The organism is Actibacterium mucosum KCTC 23349 (assembly GCF_000647975.1).
GTDB classification, from domain to species: Bacteria; Pseudomonadota; Alphaproteobacteria; order Rhodobacterales; family Rhodobacteraceae; genus Actibacterium; species Actibacterium mucosum.
This window is the reverse complement of record NZ_JFKE01000001.1, coordinates 362,348-382,392: the sequence shown is the minus strand read 5'-3', so window position 1 is coordinate 382,392 and position 20,045 is coordinate 362,348. Positions and strand designations below refer to the sequence as shown.

At 60.4% G+C, this 20,045-nt stretch carries 18 protein-coding genes; 7 read left to right on the top strand and 11 right to left on the bottom strand.

The window, feature by feature from the left end:
• The first annotated feature begins 13 nt into the window (after positions 1-13).
• Entirely contained in the window at positions 14-1,234 is a 1,221-nt protein-coding gene (locus ACMU_RS01830; protein ID WP_035255548.1) for an argininosuccinate synthase, read from the top strand.
• Here the strand turns inward: ACMU_RS01830 and ACMU_RS01825 are convergent.
• The gene (locus ACMU_RS01825; RefSeq protein ID WP_035255547.1) at positions 1,224-1,946 is read right to left on the bottom strand and encodes a sulfotransferase-like domain-containing protein; all 723 of its coding nucleotides are present in this window, start codon (positions 1,944-1,946) and stop codon (positions 1,224-1,226) included. The two genes, ACMU_RS01830 and ACMU_RS01825, sit on opposite strands and share 11 nt — an antisense overlap.
• Before the next feature lie 149 nt (positions 1,947-2,095).
• Here ACMU_RS01825 and msrA point away from each other — a divergent pair, with 149 nt between their 5' ends.
• Complete coding sequence (gene msrA / locus ACMU_RS01820; protein WP_035256055.1) at positions 2,096-2,746, top strand: peptide-methionine (S)-S-oxide reductase MsrA; 651 nt, start codon at positions 2,096-2,098, stop codon at positions 2,744-2,746.
• Here the strand turns inward: msrA and ACMU_RS01815 are convergent, their stop codons facing one another.
• Positions 2,747-5,005, bottom strand: a complete 2,259-nt coding sequence (locus ACMU_RS01815) for an NADP-dependent malic enzyme (protein WP_035255546.1) — start codon at positions 5,003-5,005, stop codon at positions 2,747-2,749.
• A gap of 169 nt (positions 5,006-5,174) precedes the next feature.
• Between ACMU_RS01815 and mutS the strand changes: the two genes are divergently transcribed.
• Complete coding sequence (mutS, locus tag ACMU_RS01810) at positions 5,175-7,796, top strand: DNA mismatch repair protein MutS (RefSeq protein WP_035255545.1); 2,622 nt, start codon at positions 5,175-5,177, stop codon at positions 7,794-7,796.
• Here mutS and ACMU_RS01805 read toward each other — a convergent pair.
• Positions 7,793-8,356 (bottom strand): nucleotide exchange factor GrpE, encoded by a 564-nt coding sequence (locus ACMU_RS01805; protein ID WP_035255543.1) that lies wholly within the window; start codon positions 8,354-8,356, stop codon positions 7,793-7,795. The genes mutS and ACMU_RS01805 overlap by 4 nt on opposite strands.
• A 3-nt stretch (positions 8,357-8,359) precedes the next feature.
• Positions 8,360-9,400 carry a heat-inducible transcriptional repressor HrcA gene (hrcA, locus tag ACMU_RS01800; protein WP_035255541.1) on the bottom strand — a complete coding sequence of 347 codons (1,041 nt, stop codon included), beginning with the start codon at positions 9,398-9,400 and terminating at the stop codon, positions 8,360-8,362.
• Positions 9,401-9,548: 148 nt separating this feature from the next.
• Between hrcA and rph the strand changes: the two genes are divergently transcribed.
• The 4 genes from rph to ACMU_RS01780 are packed head-to-tail and all read left to right on the top strand — an operon-like array spanning position 9,549 to position 12,385.
• Entirely contained in the window at positions 9,549-10,265 is a 717-nt protein-coding gene (rph, locus tag ACMU_RS01795; RefSeq protein ID WP_035255539.1) for a ribonuclease PH, read from the top strand.
• Position 10,266: 1 nt separating this feature from the next.
• The gene (rdgB, locus tag ACMU_RS01790) at positions 10,267-10,875 is read left to right on the top strand and encodes an RdgB/HAM1 family non-canonical purine NTP pyrophosphatase (RefSeq protein WP_035255537.1); all 609 of its coding nucleotides are present in this window, start codon (positions 10,267-10,269) and stop codon (positions 10,873-10,875) included.
• On the top strand, positions 10,868-12,031 hold the full coding sequence (gene hemW / locus ACMU_RS01785; protein ID WP_035256053.1) for a radical SAM family heme chaperone HemW: 1,164 nt from the start codon (positions 10,868-10,870) through the stop codon (positions 12,029-12,031). The genes rdgB and hemW overlap by 8 nt, the downstream gene beginning before the upstream one ends.
• A complete protein-coding gene (locus ACMU_RS01780; protein WP_035255535.1) occupies positions 12,032-12,385 on the top strand; it encodes a YbaN family protein in 354 nt (117 codons plus the stop codon).
• On the opposite strand, the gene ACMU_RS01775 is transcribed toward ACMU_RS01780, so the two are convergent.
• The 7 genes from ACMU_RS01775 to hemJ all read right to left on the bottom strand — a co-directional run bounded on the left by ACMU_RS01775 (position 12,360) and on the right by hemJ (position 19,685).
• The gene (locus ACMU_RS01775; RefSeq protein WP_081805349.1) at positions 12,360-13,208 is read right to left on the bottom strand and encodes a ParB/RepB/Spo0J family partition protein; all 849 of its coding nucleotides are present in this window, start codon (positions 13,206-13,208) and stop codon (positions 12,360-12,362) included. The two genes, ACMU_RS01780 and ACMU_RS01775, sit on opposite strands and share 26 nt — an antisense overlap.
• A 66-nt stretch (positions 13,209-13,274) precedes the next feature.
• The gene (locus ACMU_RS01770; RefSeq protein ID WP_035255533.1) at positions 13,275-14,081 is read right to left on the bottom strand and encodes a ParA family protein; all 807 of its coding nucleotides are present in this window, start codon (positions 14,079-14,081) and stop codon (positions 13,275-13,277) included.
• Positions 14,074-14,691: a 16S rRNA (guanine(527)-N(7))-methyltransferase RsmG gene (rsmG, locus tag ACMU_RS01765; RefSeq protein ID WP_035255531.1), complete on the bottom strand. Its 618-nt coding sequence runs from the start codon at positions 14,689-14,691 to the stop codon at positions 14,074-14,076. Before rsmG ends, ACMU_RS01770 begins: the two co-directional genes overlap by 8 nt.
• Complete coding sequence (gene mnmG, locus ACMU_RS01760) at positions 14,688-16,559, bottom strand: tRNA uridine-5-carboxymethylaminomethyl(34) synthesis enzyme MnmG (protein WP_035255529.1); 1,872 nt, start codon at positions 16,557-16,559, stop codon at positions 14,688-14,690. Before mnmG ends, rsmG begins: the two co-directional genes overlap by 4 nt.
• 3 nt (positions 16,560-16,562) lie before the next feature.
• Positions 16,563-17,840, bottom strand: coding sequence for a tRNA uridine-5-carboxymethylaminomethyl(34) synthesis GTPase MnmE (gene mnmE, locus ACMU_RS01755; protein ID WP_035255527.1), 1,278 nt, complete (start codon positions 17,838-17,840; stop codon positions 16,563-16,565).
• Entirely contained in the window at positions 17,840-19,111 is a 1,272-nt protein-coding gene (gene rho, locus ACMU_RS01750; protein ID WP_035255525.1) for a transcription termination factor Rho, read from the bottom strand. The genes mnmE and rho overlap by 1 nt, the downstream gene beginning before the upstream one ends.
• 124 nt (positions 19,112-19,235) lie before the next feature.
• On the bottom strand, positions 19,236-19,685 hold the full coding sequence (gene hemJ, locus ACMU_RS01745) for a protoporphyrinogen oxidase HemJ (protein ID WP_035255524.1): 450 nt from the start codon (positions 19,683-19,685) through the stop codon (positions 19,236-19,238).
• Positions 19,686-20,045 lie beyond the last annotated feature (360 nt).

The following is a 20,045-nucleotide window of genomic DNA, read 5'->3' as shown; positions in this document are numbered from 1 at the left end:
TGTGGAGAACGGCATGTCTGCGCCTAAAAAAGTTGTGCTGGCCTATTCGGGCGGTCTGGATACCTCGATCATCCTGAAATGGCTGCAAACGGAATATGGCTGCGAGGTTGTCACCTTTACCGCTGACCTTGGTCAGGGCGAAGAGCTGGAACCGGCACGCGCCAAGGCCGAGATGATGGGCGCCACGGGCATCTATATCGAAGACCTGCGCGAAGAGTTCGTGCGCGATTTCGTATTCCCGATGTTCCGCGCCAACGCGCTGTACGAGGGGCTGTACCTGCTGGGCACCTCGATCGCGCGGCCGCTGATCTCGAAACGTCTGGTGGAAATTGCTGCCGAGACCGGCGCCGATGCGGTGGCCCATGGTGCCACCGGCAAAGGCAATGACCAGGTGCGGTTTGAGCTGGCGGCTTATGCGCTGAACCCTGATATCAAGGTGATTGCGCCGTGGCGCGACTGGGACCTGTCCAGCCGCACCAAGCTGATCGAATTTGCCGAGATGCACCAGATCCCGATTGCCAAGGATAAACGCGGCGAGGCGCCGTTCAGCGTGGATGCAAACCTGCTGCACACCTCGTCCGAGGGCAAGGTTCTGGAGAATCCCGCCGACGAAGCGCCCGATTACGTCTATCAGCGCACCGTGCATCCCGAAGACGCCCCCGATACGCCCGAGTTCATCGAGGTGGGTTTCGAAAAAGGGGACGCGGTCAGCATCAATGGCGAGGCGATGAGCCCGGCAACGGTCCTGACCAAGCTGAACGAGCTGGGCGGCAAGCACGGCATTGGCCGTCTGGATCTGGTCGAGGGCCGGTTTGTCGGCATGAAATCGCGCGGGATCTACGAAACCCCCGGCGGCACCATCCTGCTGGAAGCGCATCGCGGGATCGAGCAGATCACACTGGACCGGGGTGCGGCGCATCTGAAGGACGAGCTGATGCCGAAATATGCCGAGCTGGTCTATAACGGCTTCTGGTTCAGCCCCGAGCGCGAGATGCTGCAGGCGCTGATCGACAAATCGCAGGAACACGTGACCGGCACCGTGCGGCTGAAGCTGTACAAAGGTTTGGCCCGTACGGTGGGCCGGTGGTCGGATCATTCGCTTTATTCCGAAGCGCATGTGACCTTTGAGGATGACGCGGGCGCCTATGATCAGAAAGACGCCGCCGGGTTCATTCAGCTGAACGCGCTGCGTCTGAAACTGCTGGCCGCGCGGGATCGTCGCCTTAAGAAGTAAGCGCGTGTTCGCGCAGGCGCTCGTACACGGGTAGGGCCTGCGCACACAGATCAGCCAAGGGGCCGGTCAGCGACGGCAATGGCCCCTCGGGCGCGGCAAAGCCCGTGCTTTGATGCACGGCGCCGTACCATACCGGCGCCCAGACCCCGTCGTCGGGGTGACCACCCGCCGGCCAGGACAGCATACTTGGCACAAACGCGATGCCCAGCTTGTCGCAAAGACGCTGTATAATCCCGGCCGGATTGGCACGAATATCAACCGAATCCAGAACCAGCGGGTTCTGACCGGTCAGGTGCGTCACGTGGTCAAAAAGCTCTCCCTGCAGGGCAAAGCCAATATCCTGAAGCGTCGGGTTTTCGTATTTCTGGGCGAAACTGGCGATCACGCGGGCGGGGTGGCGGATCAGGAAGACGTTTTGACATTCGGCCATCCAGTCACGTGGAACGTTCGGCAGCATGTGCTGGCACATGTGTTTTTGATAAAACAGCGGCTTTCCACCCGGAACCGGGCCAAGGCAGGTGGCCGCGACACGGCTGGGGTCACATTCGCCATCGTCGATGATCTCTTGGTGCATCGGGTGGTGCAACCCGGTTTCGGTCAGGTACGCGGCATAGAACGGCTCGTCCCACACGGCGCTGTCCCCGCGCGCGGCAAAGGCGTACATCATGGCGGTCGAGATATTGCGGGGGCCGGACCACATGGCGATGCGCATCAGGGGTTCCTTTGTTTTGTTTGCCCAAGGCTTAGCGCGTCAGGCAATTCGGGGAAAGCGGTTCCTCACGCGGGTTCTCACGGCAATTTTGGTTACAGGTGATCAAGCTTGGCGATAGCCTGAGATCAACCCAGATGCAGGAGGCCCGCATGCCGATGACATTGCAAGCATTCAAATCGATCACCCTGATGGCGGCGATGGCCTGTGGCCTGTCGCTCAGCTGTGCCCGCGCGGATCAGCTGACCGTTGCCGGAGGCTGTTTCTGGTGCGTGGAAAGCGACTTTGAGTCCGTGCAGGGCGTGGGCGATGTGGTCTCGGGGTTTACCGGCGGCACCGTGGCCAACCCAACCTATAAGCAGGTTGTGCGTGGCGGCACGGGGCATTTGGAAGCGGTGCAAATCAATTTCGACGAAAGCCAGATCAGCACCGATCAGATCCTGCACCTGTTTTTCCGTTCAATCGATGCCACCGATGCCGGGGGTCAATTCTGCGACCGCGGCCACAGCTACAGCACCGCGGTTTTTGTTGCCAATGACGCCCAGCGCGCGGCCGCCGAACGCGCCAAGGCCGAGGCCGAGGCCGAATTGGGCCAGAAGATCGTGACCCCGATCCTGCCCGCCGGCGCGTTCTACGCGGTCGATGAATACCACCAGGATTATTACAAACAGTCCAAGAAGATCCTGACGCGGTTTGGCCTGATCTCGAAGAAAGACGCCTATAAACGGTATCGCACAGCCTGCGGCCGCGATGCCCGTGTGCAAGAGCTGTGGGGCAACGCGGCGCCGTTTGCAGGCTCGTGATCAGCGCGTCTTGGACGCGGCCACCAAGGCCATGTTCAGGATGTCGTTCACCGTCGACACCGTCGAACAGACCTGAATAGGTTTGCCAACGCCCGACAGGATCGGCCCGATCACCGTGGCCCCGGCCATTTCCTGCATCAACTTGACCGAGATCGAGGCCGAGTGCCGTGCCGGCACAACCAGAACATTGGCCGGGCCGGTCAGGCGCGAGAACGGATATTTCTGCGCCGCATCGTGGTTCAGGGCCACATCGACGGTCATCTCGCCCTCGTACTCGAAATCAACCCCGCGCGCGTCCAGAACCTTGGGCGCCATCAGCATCTTCTCGGCCCGTTCGGATACCGGGTAGCCAAAGGTTGAGAAACTGACAAATGCAACGCACGGTTCCAGACCCATATCGCGGGCCACTTCGGCGGCACGTTCCGCGATATTGGCCAAGTCGGTCTCGTCGGGCCATTCATGCACCAGTGTATCCGTAATCAGCACGATCTTGCCCTGATGCAGCACCGCCGTCACACCCACGGCGCCATCTTCGGCGCTGGCATCAAAGACGTGGTTGATCAGCTCCATGATATGGGCTGATTTCCGCGTTGCGCCTGTCACCATGCCATCGGCGTGACCATGCGCCAGCATCAGCGATGAAAAGACATGCCGGTCGCGCGACGCAAGGCGGTGGCAATCCTGCATGTCAAAGCCTTTGCGTTGCAGGCGTTGGTACAGGAAATCGCGATAGGCATCCAAATGCTGGGTCTTGGCGGCGTTCATGACGCGCAGTTCCCGGTAGGCATCGCCAAGGCCGGCCTCTTCCAGGCGCTGCTTCACATCCGCCTCGCGGCCCACAACAATCGCGCGGCCATAGCCGGAACGCTGATATTGCACCGCGGCGCGCAGCACGCGGTCATCGTCACCCTCGGCAAAGATCATTTGCGCCTGTTTTACCCGTGCGCGGGCCGAAATGCCGCGCAGGATAGACGCGGTCGGGTCCATCCGCGCCTTCAACGATTCCTCGTACCCGTCGAAATCCACAATGGGGCGGCGGGCCACACCGGTCGAGATACCAGCCTTGGCCACGGCGGGCGGGATCACGTAGATCAGGCGCGGGTCAAAGGGGGTGGGAATGATATAGTCGCGACCAAAGCTGAGCTTGCGGCCATAGGCCATCGCCACTTCGTCGGGCACATCCTCGCGCGCCAGTTCGGCCAACGCCTCGGCGCAGGCGATCTTCATCTCGTCATTGATGGCGCGGGCGTGGATGTCCAGCGCGCCACGGAACAGGTAGGGAAAGCCCAACACGTTGTTCACCTGGTTCGGGTAGTCCGACCGGCCGGTGGCCACGATGGCATCCACGCGCACCTCGTGCGCCTCTTCGGGCGTGATCTCGGGGTCGGGGTTCGCCATGGCAAAGATCACCGGATTGTCGGCCATCGATTTCACCATGTCCTGCGTCACCGCGCCCTTGGCAGAAACACCAAGGAACACATCCGCCCCTTCCATCGCGTCCTCGAGCGTGCGCAGATCGGTCTTGGCGGCATGGGCGGTTTTCCACTGGTTCATGCCTTCGGTGCGGCCCTGATAGATCACGCCTTTGGTGTCACACATGATGCAATTGTCGTGCTTGGCACCCATCGCCTTGACCAGTTCCAGACAGGCGATGCCCGCCGCGCCGGCACCGTTCAGCACAATCTTGCAGTCTTCGATCTTCTTGCCTGACAGGTGCAGCGCATTGATCAGACCGGCGGCACAGATCACCGCGGTGCCGTGCTGATCGTCGTGAAAGACGGGGATATCCATCTCTTCTTTCAAGCGCTGCTCGATGATGAAACACTCGGGCGCTTTGATATCTTCGAGATTGATGCCGCCAAAGGTGGGGCCCATCATGCGGACGGCCTTGATGATCTCGTCGGCATCTTCGCTGTCCAGCTCGATATCAATGGCGTTGACATCAGCGAAACGCTTGAACAGGACCGCCTTGCCTTCCATCACCGGCTTTGACGCCAAGCCGCCCAGATTGCCCATGCCCAAAATGGCCGAACCGTTCGAAATAACAGCGACCAGATTGCCCTTGGTGGTATAGTCATACGCCGTTTCAGGCGCATCTGCGATCGCCTGAACCGGCACGGCCACGCCCGGAGAATAAGCCAGCGACAGGTCGCGCTGTGTGGTCATCGGGGTCGACGGGACCACCTCGAATTTGCCGGGGGTTGGTTCAAGGTGATAAGCCAGCGCCTCGGCATCGGTGATCTTTGTTTTGTCGGCCATGTCGGCTCCTCCTGCCAAGCTCTCGAACATCCTTTTAGGCCGGGCGGCGACGGAGGGTAAAGCAATTCCTCGGAAAACCCACTTCCCCCTTACCGGGCCGGGCGATATGGTCGCGCAAACAGGCAAGTGCGGGGGACACGTGGCGGGCGCAAATGCGGGTGTAACGCCCATGATGGCGCAATATCTGGAGCTGAAAGCAGGCTATAGCTCGGCCTTGCTGTTCTACCGGATGGGCGATTTCTACGAGATGTTTTTTGACGACGCAGTTGCGGCGGCAGAAGCTTTGGACATCGCCCTGACCAAGCGTGGCAAGCATCAGGGCCAGGATATCCCGATGTGCGGTGTGCCCGTGCACGCTGCCGAGAACTATCTTCAACAACTGATCCGCAAGGGCTTCCGCGTCGCCGTCTGCGAACAGATGGAGGACCCGGCCGAGGCGAAAAAGCGCGGCTACAAGGCCGTGGTGCGTCGCGACGTTGTGCGGCTGGTTACCCCCGGCACCCTGACCGAAGACAGCCTTTTGGATGCGCGCAACAACAACTTTCTGGCCGCTTTTGGCCGGGTCAGAGACGAAACCGCGCTGGCGTGGGTCGATATCTCGACCGGGGCGGTGCGCGTGGCGCCCTGCCCGCAGGTGCGTCTGGGCCCCGAATTGGCCCGCCTGTCGGTTAGCGAACTGATCGTGGCCGACAGCGACGAGGCCGCTTTGGCACCGCTGGCCGAAGATGCCAACGCGGCTTTGACCACGCTGGGCCGTGCCAGTTTCGACAGCGCATCAGCCGTGAAACGATTATGCGCACTATACGACGTGCAGGATCTGGACGCGTTTGGCACGTTTGGCCGCGCCGAACTGTCGGCGCTGGGGGCCATCGTCGACTATCTGGAGTTGACGCAAAAGGGCAAACTGCCGCTGCTGCGACCGCCCACCCGCGAAAGCGCCAGCCAGAACGTGCAGATCGACGCCGCGACGCGCCGGAACCTTGAACTGACCAGCAGTTTGTCGGGCGGCCGCGACGGTTCGCTTCTGCAGGTGATCGACCGAACGCTGACTGCACCGGGTGCGCGGCTGTTGTCGCGGCGACTGTCCGGGCCGTCGCGCGAGCTGTCCGAGATTACCGCGCGGCAAGAGGCGGTGACTTTTTTCGTGGAAAAATCCGGGCCACGCGACGCGCTGCGAGAGTTGCTGCGCAAGGTGCCCGATATGGACCGCGCCTTGTCGCGCCTCAGCCTTGAACGCGGCGGGCCGCGCGACATGGCGGCCATCCGCAACGGTCTGACGCAAGCGGGGTTTGTGGCGGGTTGTCTGGGCGACGAGCTGCCGCCGCGTATCACTGCGTTGCTGGACGAATTGCGGGGCGACGACGCGCTCTTGGACCTGCTGGACGCTGCATTGGTGGCCGAGCCGCCGCTTTTGGCGCGCGATGGCGGGTTCATCGCGCCGGGTTACGACGAGGATCTGGACCAGCTGCGCCAGTTGCGCGACGAAGGGCGCGGCGTGATCGCGGGCATGCAGGCGCAATACGCCGAACTTGCCGGGGTGACGGCGCTGAAGGTCAAACACAACAACGTGCTGGGCTATTTCATCGAAACGCCCGCCACACATGCCGACAAAATGATGTCGGCACCGCTGTCGGAAACCTTCATTCACCGCCAGACCACCGCCAACGCGGTGCGGTTCACCACCGTGGAACTGTCCGAGCTGGAGACCAAGATCCTGAACGCGGGCGGGCAGGCGCTGGAGGCGGAGAAACGGCACTATTCCACCCTAAGTGATGCAATTCTGGCCCAGGCCGCGATGGTGAATTCGGTTGCCGGCGCGCTGGCCGAGCTGGACGTGGCATCGGCCTTGGCAGAGCTGGCCGTGCAGGAAAACTGGTGCCGGCCGGTGGTGGATGACAGCCGGGCGTTCGCCGTGGAACAGGGCCGCCACCCAGTGGTGGAACACGCGCTGCGCAAGGCCGATGGCAGCCCGTTTATCGCCAATGACTGCGACCTGTCGGCGCGCGACGGCGACGCCGCGGCATGGCTTTTGACCGGGCCCAACATGGCGGGTAAATCAACCTTTCTGCGGCAAAACGCGTTGATCGCCCTGCTGGCGCAGATAGGCGCCTATGTCCCGGCGCGGGCGGCACGGATCGGGCTGGTCAGCCAGATTTTCAGCCGCGTCGGCGCTTCGGACGATCTGGCGCGGGGCCGGTCCACCTTTATGGTCGAGATGGTCGAAACCGCCGCGATCCTGAACCAGGCCGATGACCGCGCGCTGGTCATCCTGGACGAGATCGGGCGCGGCACCGCCACGTATGACGGCTTGTCGATTGCCTGGGCCACGTTGGAGCATCTGCACGATGTGAACCGTTGCCGCGCGCTGTTTGCCACACATTACCACGAGATGACGCGGCTGGCGGATCGGCTGGAAGGTGTGTCAAACGCCACGGTGGCGGTGAAGGAATGGGAGGGCGACGTGATCTTCCTGCACGAGGTGCGCAAAGGTGCGGCCGACCGATCCTATGGTGTGCAGGTGGCCAAGCTGGCCGGGTTGCCGCAAGCGGTGGTGGACCGCGCCCGCGTGGTGCTGGAGGCGTTGGAAAAGGGCGAGCGCGAAGGCGACCAGAAGGCGGTGATCGATGATCTGCCGCTGTTCGCGGTGGCCCCTGCCCCGGTCAGCGTCAGCCCTGCCGCCCCGTCCGAGGTGGAAAAAAAGCTCGCCGGAATTCATCCCGACGAGCTGAAACCGATTGAGGCGTTGAACCTGCTGTATCAACTCAAAGAGTTGATTGCCGACGACGGTTAGGCCGGGGTCGACGACACGCCCACCTGCGCCGGGCGCAGCAGACGGTCGTGCAGCATGAAACCGCTGGTCATCACCTGGATGATGTCGCCGGCTTTGGTGTCGGGCACGGGGGCCTCGAACATCGCCTGATGCTGCTGCGGGTCGAACTTGTCGCCGATTTCGGGTGTGATCTGCGAGATACCGTGTTTGCCAAAAACATTCACCAGTTCGCGCAGGGTCAGTTCCACCCCTTCGATCAGCGCGGCGTTGGTCTCGCGCGCTTCTTCGGGCACCGCCTCGAGAGCGCGGTGCAGGTTGTCGAACACCGGCAGCATGTCTTTGGCCAGTTTTGAACCGCCATATTGCTCGGCTTCACGACGGTCCCGCTCACCTCGTTTCCGGGCGTTTTCCGCATCAGCCAGCGCGCGCATGAACCGGTCGCGCATATCGTCGCGTTCCTGCCGCAGCGCATCCAGCTCGGCGTCGTCTGCTAACGCGTCGATCCCCTCGAACGGCTCGCCATCTTCGGCGAATGCCTCGTCGTTCAGGTCAATCTCGGGCTCTTTTTTTGCTTCTGCCATCTTCTATCCCTTACCCCGGTCGGCAATCACCTTGCCCACCAGCTGTGCCGTGTAGTCCACGATCGGAACCACCCGGCCATAGTTCAACCGCGTCGGACCGATGACGCCCACGGCACCAATGATCTTACGGTCTGCGTTCATATATGGAGACACCACCAAAGAGGAACCCGAAAGTGAAAAAAGCTTGTTCTCGGAACCGATAAAAATGCGCACGCCTTCGCCGGATTCCGCCAGATCGAGGAAATTTGCAATGTCCTGCTTGCGCTCGAGGTCGTCAAAGAGGGTGCGAATGCGTTCCAGCTCGGCCATTTCGGCGGAATCGCCCAAAAGATTCGCCCGGCCGCGCACGATCAGCCGCTCGTCCTGCCCGCCCTGATCCTGCCAGATCACATGGCCGGCTTCGACCAATTCGCGGGCCAATACGTTCAGGGCTTGCCGATGTGTATCGATCTGCTCGCGAATGGCGCGCCCCAGTTCGCTAAGGGTTTTGCCCTCGGCCACGGCGTTCAGAAAATTTGCCGCCTCGCGCATCGATGACGGGGTCTGCCCGGCGGGCGGCGTAAATAGACGGTTTTCCACGTGGCCATCGGCAAAAACCAGAACCACAAGCGCCCGGTCGGCGGCCAGGCTTACAAATTCGATATGGCGGATCGGCGCCTCGTGCTTGGGGGTCAGCACCAAGCTGGCCCCATGGGTTGCCCCCGAAAGGGCCGATCCGATCCGGTCCAACATATGGCCCACATCGTCGTCGCCGGAATTGACCGTAGCATCGATGTTTTCGCGATCCGTCTGGTTGAGGTCGCGCACTTCCAGCAAGCCGTCGACGAACATCCGCAGCCCCTGCTGTGTCGGCACGCGGCCGGCAGAGATATGCGGGCTGTCCAGAAGGCCCAGAAACTCCAGATCCTGCATCACGTTGCGAATCGTTGCCGCGCTGACCTTTTCGGTCATTGAACGGGTCAGGGTACGCGAGCCCACCGGGTCACCCGTTTCCAGGTACCCCTCGACCACAAGACGAAACACCTCGCGTGAGCGTTCGTCCATCTGGCTGAGTGTTGATGATGTGTCGGTCAAATCCGTCGTCCCGCAGAAGCCAGAAATCATTAAAGGCCGTTCAGCGGCCGCGTCAATCGGCCTTGAATTATTTGGCTTCACATGTGAGCAAGGCGCAAGCTGCAAGAGGAGCCAAAACATGCGCCCATCCGGTCGTTCCGTCAACGAAATGCGCCCTATTTCGATCGAAACCAACGTCACCAAACATGCCGAGGGTTCGTGCCTGATCAAGGTGGGTGACACGCATGTGCTGTGTACCGCGTCGCTTGAAGCCCGCGTACCGCCCTTTCTGAAGAACACCGGGCTGGGCTGGGTCACGGCGGAATACGGGATGTTGCCCCGTTCGACCGGTTCGCGCATGCGGCGCGAGGCCACAACCGGCAAGCAAGGTGGACGCACCGTTGAGATTCAGCGCCTGATTGGCCGCAGCCTGCGCGCCGGTGTTGATCGCGTCGCCTTGGGCGAACGCCAGATCACCGTTGATTGCGACGTGATCCAGGCCGATGGCGGCACGCGCTGCGCATCGATCACCGGTGGTTGGGTGGCTTTGCGGCTGGCGGTCAATCAGCTGATGAAGGCAGGCGACATTATCTCTGACCCGCTGGTTGATCCGGTTGCTGCCGTTTCCTGCGGGATCTATGCCGGGCAGCCGGTTCTGGATCTGGACTACCCCGAAGACAGCGAGGCCGGCGTGGATGGCAACTTTGTCATGACCGGCACGGGCAAGCTGATCGAGGTGCAGATGTCGGCCGAAGGCTCGACCTTTACGCGTGATCAGATGAACGCCCTGATGGATCTGGCCGACAAGGGCGTGGGCGAGCTGGTTGCCGCGCAAAACACGGCTGTTGGGGGATAAGTTGCGGAAATTTAAGGATAAAACAATCCTCATCGCAACCCATAACGCGGGCAAGCTTGAGGAAATGCGCCACCTTCTGGCGCCTTATGGTATCACCGCCACGTCCGCCGCCGAGCATAATCTGCCGGAGCCAGATGAAACCGAAGACAATTTCATCGGCAATGCCCGGATCAAGGCCCATGCCGCCGTCAAGGCGACGGGTCTGCCAGCCCTTGCCGACGACAGCGGGATCGAGGTGGACGGCTTGGGTGGTGCGCCCGGAGTTTACACCGCCGACTGGGCGGAAACGCCCAACGGCCGCGACTTCAAGATGGCGATGGAAAAAACCTGGACCAAGCTGGAAGAGGTCAGCGCCCCCTACCCCCGAACCGCACGGTTCCGCGCGACCTTTGTGCTGGCCTGGCCCGACGGCCATGACGAGGTGTTCGAGGGCAAGGTTGAAGGCGAATGTGTCTGGCCCATGCGCGGTGAGAACGGCCATGGCTATGACCCGATGTTTCAGCCCGCCGGGTATGACATCACATTTGGCGAGATGGATTGGGACGAAAAGAACCGCATCAGCCACCGTGCCGATGCCTTTGCGAAACTGAAAACGGTGTTTGGTGACTGAGGATTGGCAACACGGGGGCTTTGGCCTCTATATCCATTGGCCCTTTTGCCAGGCCAAGTGCCCGTATTGCGATTTTAACTCTCACGTTGCGGCCAAAATTGACCAATCCCGCTGGAAGAGTGCCTATTTGGCTGAAATTCAGCGTGTTGCCGCCGAATTGCCAAACCGCGTTCTGAACACGATCTATTTCGGCGGCGGTACGCCCAGCCTGATGGACCCGGACCTTGTCGGCGACATGATCGCAGCCATTCGCGGTGCCTGGCCCACGGCAAATGACATCGAAATCACGCTGGAAGCCAACCCAGGTTCGGTTGAGACGGGCCGCTTTGCGGCCTTTCGTGATGCCGGGATAAACCGTGTTTCCGTTGGTATTCAGGCCCTGAACGATGCCGATCTGCGCGCGCTTGGCCGCATTCATTCCGTTGCCGAGGCCCGGAAAGCCATAGAGATCGCCCAAAGCACCTTTGACCGCAGCAGTTTCGACCTGATTTATGCAAGGCAAAACCAGTCCCTGGCCGATTGGCAGGCCGAGCTGCGCGAAGCCTTGGCCATGGCCGCCGATCATCTGTCGCTTTATCAGCTGACCATCGAAGACGGCACCGCTTTTGGCGACCGCCTGTCGCGTGGTGGGTTGCGTGGATTGCCGGATGAAGATCTGGCCGGCGACATGTATTTTGCGACGCAAGAGATTTGCGACACAGCGGGCTATCCGGCCTACGAAGTGTCTAATCATGCCGCTTTAGGCTCTGAATCCAGACATAACCTGATCTATTGGCGCTATGGAGATTATGCCGGCATAGGACCGGGCGCGCATGGGCGCGTGACGGTTGGCGGGCAGAAATTTGCCACAGAAACGCATTTGGCGCCGGGCAAGTGGCTGAACGCTGTTGAAGAAACCGGTAACGGGGAAAACCTCAGAGACGCCGTATCGGGCTTTGACCAGGCTGGCGAATACCTGATGTTTGGCCTGCGTATTCTGGATGGCGTCGATCTGAAGCGTCTGAACGGCCTTTACCGTGACTATATTGCGCCTCAGAAACTGCTGGAACTGCTGGAACTGGGCCTTGTCGCCCGCTCCGGTGATACCCTGCGAACCACCGCCAAGGGGCGGCCCGTTCTTAACGCTGTTATCCGCAACCTATTGCCAGAGGTCTGAATGCGTATCCTGTGGGCTTTCTTGGGGATAGTTTCGGTTGGCTTGGCCATGCTTGGCATTCCCCTGCCCGGCCTGCCGACGGTCCCATTTCTGCTGTTGGCAGCTTTCTGTTTTTCGCGATCGTCCGAGCGACTGCACAACTGGTTGATTTCGCACCCAACATTCGGCCCGCCAATTGACGACTGGCGCGAGCATGGCGCAATTCGCCGGCGTGTGAAGTGGCTGGCCAGCGGCTCTATCCTTGCCGCATTTGTGATTTCGATCCTGTTGAGTATTCCACCAATCGGCCTGATTGCACAGGCTGTTATCCTCAGCTTGGTGGCGCTGTTTATCTGGACTCGTCCCGAGGCATAGCGGTCAGAATCCGGCACAGCTCGTCCAAGTCTTCCAGGGTCTTGTAGGTAATCACCAGCTTCCCGCCGCCGGTTTCGCCCTTGTGCTCGATCGCCACTGCCATGTCGATATTGGCAGACAGATCCTGCTCCAACGCCCGCGTGTCGGCATCTTTATCCACCGGCTTCGGCGCTGCGGCTTTCGGGGCCGACGGCTTTTTGGTCAGCTTTTCCGTATCGCGTACAGACAAGCCCTTGGCGATCACCTCGTTCGCAAGGCGCACCGGGTCATCGCTGGTGATCAGCGCTCGGGCGTGGCCAGCAGACAATCGCCCCTCGCGCAGATGGTCCTGCACCTCTTCCGGCAGTTGCAGCAGACGCATAAGGTTGGCGATATGGCTGCGGCTTTTGCTGAGCGCCTCGGCCAGCTTTTCCTGCGTGTGGCCGAACCGGTCCATCAACTGGCGATAACCCAGCGCTTCCTCCACCGGGTTCAGGTCGGCGCGCTGAATATTCTCGATGATCGCGATTTCCAGAACTTCGGTATCGTCGAACTCGCGAATGATCACAGGCACGTCGTGCAATTGCGCCATTTGGGACGCGCGCCACCGGCGCTCACCCGCAACGATCTCGTATTTTCCCTTGTCGTTGTCGACCGGTCGCACGATCAGGGGCTGAATCACTCCCTTTTCACGGATCGACGCGGCCAACTCTTCCAAGGCTTCCGGAGCGAAACGGCGACGAGGCTGGTCAGGATTGGGGATCAGATGTTCAACCGGGACAACGCTGTCTGGCGTTGCGGGTGTTTCTGTCGTTTCCGGCTCGTTCAATGATACGTCGGCCATCAACGCCGACAAACCGCGACCCAACCCTCGTTTTTCACCCTTTTTCGCCACGCGTGCCTCCTGTTTTTATTCTGTTGCGCCGCCCTGCGCGATGATCTCTGTAGCCAGTTTACGATACGCAACCGCACCCGTCGACGCCGCGTCGTAATCCAGCACAGGTTGCGCAAAAGATGGCGCTTCGGAAACGCGGACATTTCGTGGAATGACGGTTTCAAATACCAGATCACCCAGATACTCACGCGCGTCCGATTCCACTTGCAGCGACAGGTTGTTGCGCTTGTCATACATGGTCAGAACAACGCCTTCTATCCGCAGGTTCGGATTGGCCGTCTGCCGCAGCTCGCGGATGGTCAGCATCAGCTGAGACAGGCCTTCTAGCGCGAAGAACTCGCTTTGCAGCGGCACCAAGACCGAGTGCGCGGCGACCATGGCGTTCACCGTCAGCAGGCTGAGCGATGGCGGACAATCGATCAGGATAAAGTCGAACCCATAGCCATCCATAACCGGCTGACGCAGCGCATCGTGCAAAAGGAAGCTGCGTTTCTCGTTCGCGACCATTTCAATGTCGGCCGAACTGAGATCAGTTGTTGCAGGCGCGATCAGAACACCATCAACATCCGTTGCCCGGATGATATCGGTCAGCGGCGCCTCTTCCAACAGCATGTCATAGGTGGTTTTGACGCGATCCGCCTTTTCCACCCCCAGCCCGGTCGAGGCATTGCCCTGCGGGTCCAGATCGACGATCAGAACCGTCTTTCCTTCTTCGGCAAGCCCGGCTGCCAGGTTGATGGTTGTTGTGGTTTTCCCGACGCCACCTTTTTGGTTGGCAATCGCAATGATTTTGGGGCCGTTAGGCCGGGTCGGATCAGACACGCCGAATTTCTCCAATCAGCAGAATCACGGCGCCGTCGCTGGTCTGGCTGGGCACCTCTTCGACTTTGAAATGCCAGTTTTTTCTGGCCTCTTCAATCTCTGCCTGATGCCGTTCGCCTTTTAAGAACAGGGCGCGTCCTTCTGGTCGCAGATGGCGTTCGCAAAAGCCCAATAGCTGATCAATACTTGCCAATGCACGGGCGGAAACAAGATCGGCTTCGGCCGGGTTCAGCGCCTCGATCCGCTTATTCTCTACCTGCGTGCGAATCCCCGTCTCGCGGATCACAGTGCGCAGAAAAGCTGATTTCCGTGCGTCGCTTTCAACAAGTGTCACGTCGCATCCCGGCGCCAGCTCGGCTGCTATGATTGCCGCGACCAACCCGGGGAAGCCACCGCCGGTGCCAAGATCCAGCCAGCGGTCGGGAAACGCCGACAGCACCTGAACCACCTGCGCGGAATCCACGAAATGCCGGTTCCAGGCGTCGGCTAACGTGGATTTCGCCACCAGGTTAATGCGGGGGTTCCATTTATACAGAAGCGATTCATAGCGTTTCAGCCGCTCGAATGTTTCACGTGAAACATCGAGGCTGCCAATCTTGTGCTGACTCATGCAGATTTCCGCGATTGTTGCCGCAGCTTGGCCAGAATCAACGTCAGCGCCGCCGGCGTCATCCCTTCGACCCGCCCTGCCTGGCCCAAAGTTTCCGGACGCGCACGGTGAAGCTTTTGCTTCAGCTCATTGGACAGCCCTTCGAGCACGAGGAAATCAAACCCCGCCGGAATCTCATGCGCTTCGTCCCGCTGCATCACGGCCACGTCCTGTGCCTGGCGACGAATGTAGTTCGCATAAAGCGCGTCCTTGGCGACCTGATCCCGATCCTCGGGCAGGATATCATTCAGCGCAGGCTCGAAACCCAGCAAGTGGTCAAACGTCACGTCCGGGAAGGCCAAAAGATCCATCCCGTTCCGGCGCTTGCCATCTTCCTTAACCTGAAGTCCCGCCGCTTTGAGCGCGGTTGGCGAAAGAGCCATGCCTTCAAGCGTCGAGCGCGCCGCGCGGAGGCGCTCCATCTTGTCGATGAATTGCATTTGCCGCGTGTCACCCACACAGCCCGCCTGCAATCCAAGCGGGGTTAGCCGCTGATCTGCGTTGTCCGCCCTCAATGACAGACGGAATTCAGCGCGCGAAGTGAACATGCGATAAGGCTCGGACACGCCGCGCGTGATCAGGTCGTCGATCATGACCCCGATATAGCTCTCGTTGCGAGTGAATTTCACCGGCTCCAAGTCACAGGCCTCGCCCGCTGCGTTCAGACCGGCGACAAGCCCTTGGGCCGCGGCTTCCTCATACCCCGTGGTGCCGTTGATCTGCCCCGCAAGATACAAACCCTCAACCGCGCGCAGCCGCAACTGCGCGTTCAGCGCCAGCGGATCGACATAGTCATACTCGATGGCATAGCCCGGCTGCTGGATCACGACATCCCGCAGCCCCTTGATCGATCTGACATAGGCCTCTTGCACATCTACCGGCAGTGAGGTCGAGATGCCGTTGGGGTAGATTGTCGAAGTGGTCAGCCCCTCTGGTTCAAGAAAAATCTGGTGCGAGGTTTTGTCGGCAAACCGCACGATCTTGTCCTCGATCGACGGGCAATATCGCGGCCCCACTCCTTCGATATGACCACCATACATCGCTGACCGGTCAAGGTTACTGCGAATGATCGCGTGAGTTTCTTCGTTCGTATGGGTGATCCCGCAAGAGATCTGCCGCGCCTGCACTTCTTTCGACAGGAACGAAAACATCACCGGGTCGTCGTCGCCGGGCTGCATGTCCAGACCGGACCAATCGATGGTATCCCCATCCAGACGCGGGGGCGTGCCGGTTTTCAAACGGCCAAGGGGCAGGCCAAAATCGTCGATCCGCTCTGCCAGACGCACCGAGGGTTTGTCGCCCATGCGTCCACCGGCCCGTTGTTCGTCGCCAATATGGATGACCCCACGCAAAAAGGTGCCGGTGGTCAGTACAACCGCCCCGGCGCGCAGTTCGTCGTCGCCGACAACCACACCACAGACACGGACGCCTTCGATGATCAGGTCCGTCACTTCGCCTTCAACCACGGTCAGGTTGGGCTGTGCCGCTGTCAATGACTGCACGGCTGCTCGGTAAAGCGCGCGGTCTGCTTGCGTGCGGGGGCCTTGCACGGCGGGGCCTTTGCGGCGGTTCAGCAGGCGAAACTGTATCCCGGCGGCGTCAGCAGCACGGCCCATGATGCCGTCCATCGCATCCACCTCGCGCACCAGGTGGCCCTTGCCCAGCCCCCCGATGGCCGGGTTGCAGGACATCACGCCCAGATCGGTCGCCTTCAACGTCACCAGCGCCGTGTTGGCACCACGGCGCGCAGCCGCATGCGCAGCCTCGGCGCCGGCATGGCCGCCACCGATCACAACAACATCAAAGGCGCGATGTTTCACGTGAAACACTCCTCACTTGCCCAGGCAGAAGCTGGCAAAGATTTCGTCCAGAAGGTCTTCTACATCGACACGTCCGACCAATGAGTCAAGGGCCCGGATGGTTGTGCGCAGCTCTTCGGCCGCCAGTTCGGATTGTTCCTCACCCGCCTGCACGCGCCGATGCGCCATGTCCAGCGCGTCCAGCGCGCGGGCCATGGCCACCCGGTGCCGCTCACGGATCAAGGTGCCCGCACCCGAGGCACGTGTTTCCAGCACCTGCGTTATCTGCGCGATCAGCGCATCCACCCCCTGCCCCGTCACGCCAGAGATCTGTCCGGCCGGATCCGTATCGGCCTTGCCACGCAGGGTGATGTCGCCGGGCATCGTTTCCACATCGGGCACCGTGTCACCGTCAAGAAGAACCACACGCAGGTCGGCGGCCGAGGCACGGCGGCGGGCCAGATCAACCCCCGCCTGTTCAACCTCATCCACCGTTTCGCGCAGCCCGGCGGTGTCCAGCAGCGTCACCGGCAGCCCGGCAAGGTCCATCCGAACCTCGATCACATCGCGGGTGGTGCCGGCATGGCGCGAGGTGATGGCCGCCTCGCGCCCGGCAAGACGGTTCAGCAAGGTGGACTTGCCCGCATTCGGCGGGCCAATAATCGCCACCTCGAACCCTTCGCGGATACGTTCAGCCACCGCGACACCGGCCAATTCGCCGGCCATCTCATCCTGGCAGGCTTCGATCAGCGACAGAACCTCGGGCGAAACATCGGTGGGCACCTCTTCGTCGGCGAAGTCGATCACCGCCTCTAACAGCGCGGCGGCGCGGATCAGCTTGCTGCGCCAGCCCTCGGCGCGCGTACCGATGGCCCCGGACAGCACACGATGCGCCTGCTTGCGCTGCGCCTCGGTTTCAGCCTCGACCAGATCGGCCAGGCCTTCAATCTGCGCCAAGTCCAGCTTGCCGTTTTCCAAAGCGCGGCGGGTGAACTCTCCGGGCTCGGCCAGGCGCAGACCGTCCACATCGGACAACGCGCGCAGCAGGGCCTGCGTGGTGGCCAGGCTGCCGTGGCAATGCAGCTCCACCACCTCGTCGCCGGTAAAGCTTTGCCCGGCGGGGAAATAGAGCACCAACGCCGAATCCAATACGTCGTCGCCCGACCGCAAGTTCCGCAGCGCCGCCATACGCGGCTGGGGAACCGACGCGCCAAAAGCAGACAAGGCCGCACATGCGTGCGGCCCCGAGATGCGGATGACAGCAACGCCCGCCTTGCCGCGGGCCGTTGCCAAAGCAAAGATCGTATCCATTACGCGTTCATTGAATCGAAGAATTCGCCGTTCGTCTTGGTTTGTTTCAGTTTCGAGATCAGGAACTCGATCGCATCGGTGGTGCCCATCGGGTTCAGGATGCGGCGCAGAACAAAGGTTTTCTGCAGGTCTTTTGCATCGACCAGCAGGTCCTCTTTCCGGGTGCCGGATTTAAGGATGTCCATCGCCGGGAACACACGCTTGTCGGCCACCTTGCGGTCCAGCACAATCTCGGAGTTGCCGGTGCCTTTGAATTCTTCAAAGATCACCTCGTCCATGCGGCTGCCGGTGTCGATCAGCGCGGTGGCGATAATGGTCAGGCTGCCGCCTTCCTCGATATTCCGGGCGGCACCGAAAAAGCGCTTGGGCCGTTGCAGGGCGTTGGCGTCCACACCGCCGGTCAGCACTTTGCCCGACGAGGGCACAACCGTGTTGAACGCGCGGCCCAGGCGGGTGATCGAATCCAACAGGATGACAACGTCGCGCTTGTGCTCCACCAGACGTTTGGCTTTTTCGATGACCATCTCGCTGACGGCAACGTGGCGCGTGGCGGGTTCGTCGAAGGTGGACGAGATCACCTCGCCCTTCACGCTGCGCTGCATGTCGGTCACCTCTTCCGGGCGCTCGTCGATCAGCAGGACGATCAGGTAACATTCGGGATGGTTCGCCTCGATGCTGTGGGCGATGTTTTGCAGCAGAACGGTTTTACCGGTACGCGGAGGGGCCACGATCAGCGAACGCTGACCCTTACCAATCGGCGCCACCAGGTCAATGATCCGGGCGCTGCGGTCCTTGATGGTGGGATCTTCGATCTCCATCTTCAGGCGCTCGTCGGGGTAAAGTGGCGTCAGGTTGTCGAAGTTGATCTTGTGGCGCGCACGCTCGGGGTCTTCAAAGTTGATCTTGGTGACGCTCGTGATGGCGAAATACCGCTCGTTCTCGCGCGGGGCCTGCATCACGCCCTCGACCGTGTCGCCGGTGCGCAGGCTGTATTGGCGGATCATCTCGGGCGAGACGTAAATGTCATCGGGGCCTGGCAAATAGTTGGCCTCGGGGTTGCGCAGGAATCCAAACCCGTCTTGCAAAACCTCCAGCACGCCGTCGCCAGAGATCTTCCAACCGTCCTCGGCGCGCTCTTTGAGGATCGAGAACATCATCTCGCCCTTGCGCATTGTCGAGGCGTTCTCGATCTCCAGCTCTTCGGCCATGGCCAAAAGAACCTTGGCGGTTTTAGATTTCAATTCGGAAAGATATAGGTGCTCGTCGCTCATGTAGGGGAACCATTGGGGATCGGCGGCGGAATGGCCGCAGGATCACATTTGTAGCTGGAAAATGCATGGGCCGGACGGCCCGCTTAAGCCCAGATAGGCCGAACCGTGTTCCGAGTCAAGCTGATCAGAACCGCACGACCACTGACAATACGATGACAACCATCAGCAACGTCGGCAGCTCGTTCATCATTCGATACCGCCTGCCGGGCAATTGGTTTTCGCCGCGTACGAAATCCTTGCGTCGCAATCCCAGCCAATGATGAAACCACGTCATCACCAGCACTGCAGCAGCCTTGGTATAGGGCCAAATCGCGCCCCAATCGACAATACCGGGAGTTAAGGCCAGACACAGACCAAAGATCCACGTTGCGATCATTGCCGGGTTCATGATGACACGCAGCAGCTTCATTTCCATCATCTGGAACAGATCATCGGTATCACTGCCCGTCTGCACTTTCTCAGCATGATGTACGAACAGGCGTGGCAGATAAAACAGACCAGCCATCCACGCGATAACGGACATGATATGCAGCGCTTTGGTCCACGGGTAGAGCCAGGCCAGAATTTCAAACACGCGAAGATCTCCACAATCGCTGTCAGGTCCCCTCTTTCTAATAAAATATATAATTTAGAAAAGATGATGATGATGTAGGGGCTGTGGATATTGTGGATTAACGGCTTTTCCCGAGATTCTTTCACAGTTCTATGACAATGTGGGAAAGCGTCTACAACTTGGTAAATACTTTTGTAACTTCTGAGAAAGTATATATATTTCATATATTTATACTGAAAATAGTACCGTACGGTCTGTGGATAAACTTCTTAAAACTTTTTCTTGGCACCGGATTTCCACGGCCAACATGCGGCATTTGTGCCATGTGTGTTAAAGTTTCGTAACAGTTGGATGACAGTCCGGATACCGGCACGTGTCCCC

What these genes read in the sequence shown, in the direction of transcription:
- ACMU_RS01830 (WP_035255548.1), top strand. Translation starts at nt 14, where the DNA reads ATGTCTGCGCCTAAAAAAGTTGTGCTGGCCTATTCGGGCGGTCTGGAT.
- ACMU_RS01825 (WP_035255547.1), bottom strand. Translation starts at nt 1,946, where the DNA reads ATGCGCATCGCCATGTGGTCCGGCCCCCGCAATATCTCGACCGCCATG.
- msrA (WP_035256055.1), top strand. Translation starts at nt 2,096, where the DNA reads ATGCCGATGACATTGCAAGCATTCAAATCGATCACCCTGATGGCGGCG.
- ACMU_RS01815 (WP_035255546.1), bottom strand. Translation starts at nt 5,005, where the DNA reads ATGGCCGACAAAACAAAGATCACCGATGCCGAGGCGCTGGCTTATCAC.
- mutS (WP_035255545.1), top strand. Translation starts at nt 5,175, where the DNA reads ATGATGGCGCAATATCTGGAGCTGAAAGCAGGCTATAGCTCGGCCTTG.
- ACMU_RS01805 (WP_035255543.1), bottom strand. Translation starts at nt 8,356, where the DNA reads ATGGCAGAAGCAAAAAAAGAGCCCGAGATTGACCTGAACGACGAGGCA.
- hrcA (WP_035255541.1), bottom strand. Translation starts at nt 9,400, where the DNA reads ATGGACGAACGCTCACGCGAGGTGTTTCGTCTTGTGGTCGAGGGGTAC.
- rph (WP_035255539.1), top strand. Translation starts at nt 9,549, where the DNA reads ATGCGCCCATCCGGTCGTTCCGTCAACGAAATGCGCCCTATTTCGATC.
- ACMU_RS01780 (WP_035255535.1), top strand. Translation starts at nt 12,032, where the DNA reads ATGCGTATCCTGTGGGCTTTCTTGGGGATAGTTTCGGTTGGCTTGGCC.
- ACMU_RS01775 (WP_081805349.1), bottom strand. Translation starts at nt 13,208, where the DNA reads ATGGCCGACGTATCATTGAACGAGCCGGAAACGACAGAAACACCCGCA.
- rsmG (WP_035255531.1), bottom strand. Translation starts at nt 14,691, where the DNA reads ATGAGTCAGCACAAGATTGGCAGCCTCGATGTTTCACGTGAAACATTC.
- mnmE (WP_035255527.1), bottom strand. Translation starts at nt 17,840, where the DNA reads ATGGATACGATCTTTGCTTTGGCAACGGCCCGCGGCAAGGCGGGCGTT.
- rho (WP_035255525.1), bottom strand. Translation starts at nt 19,111, where the DNA reads ATGAGCGACGAGCACCTATATCTTTCCGAATTGAAATCTAAAACCGCC.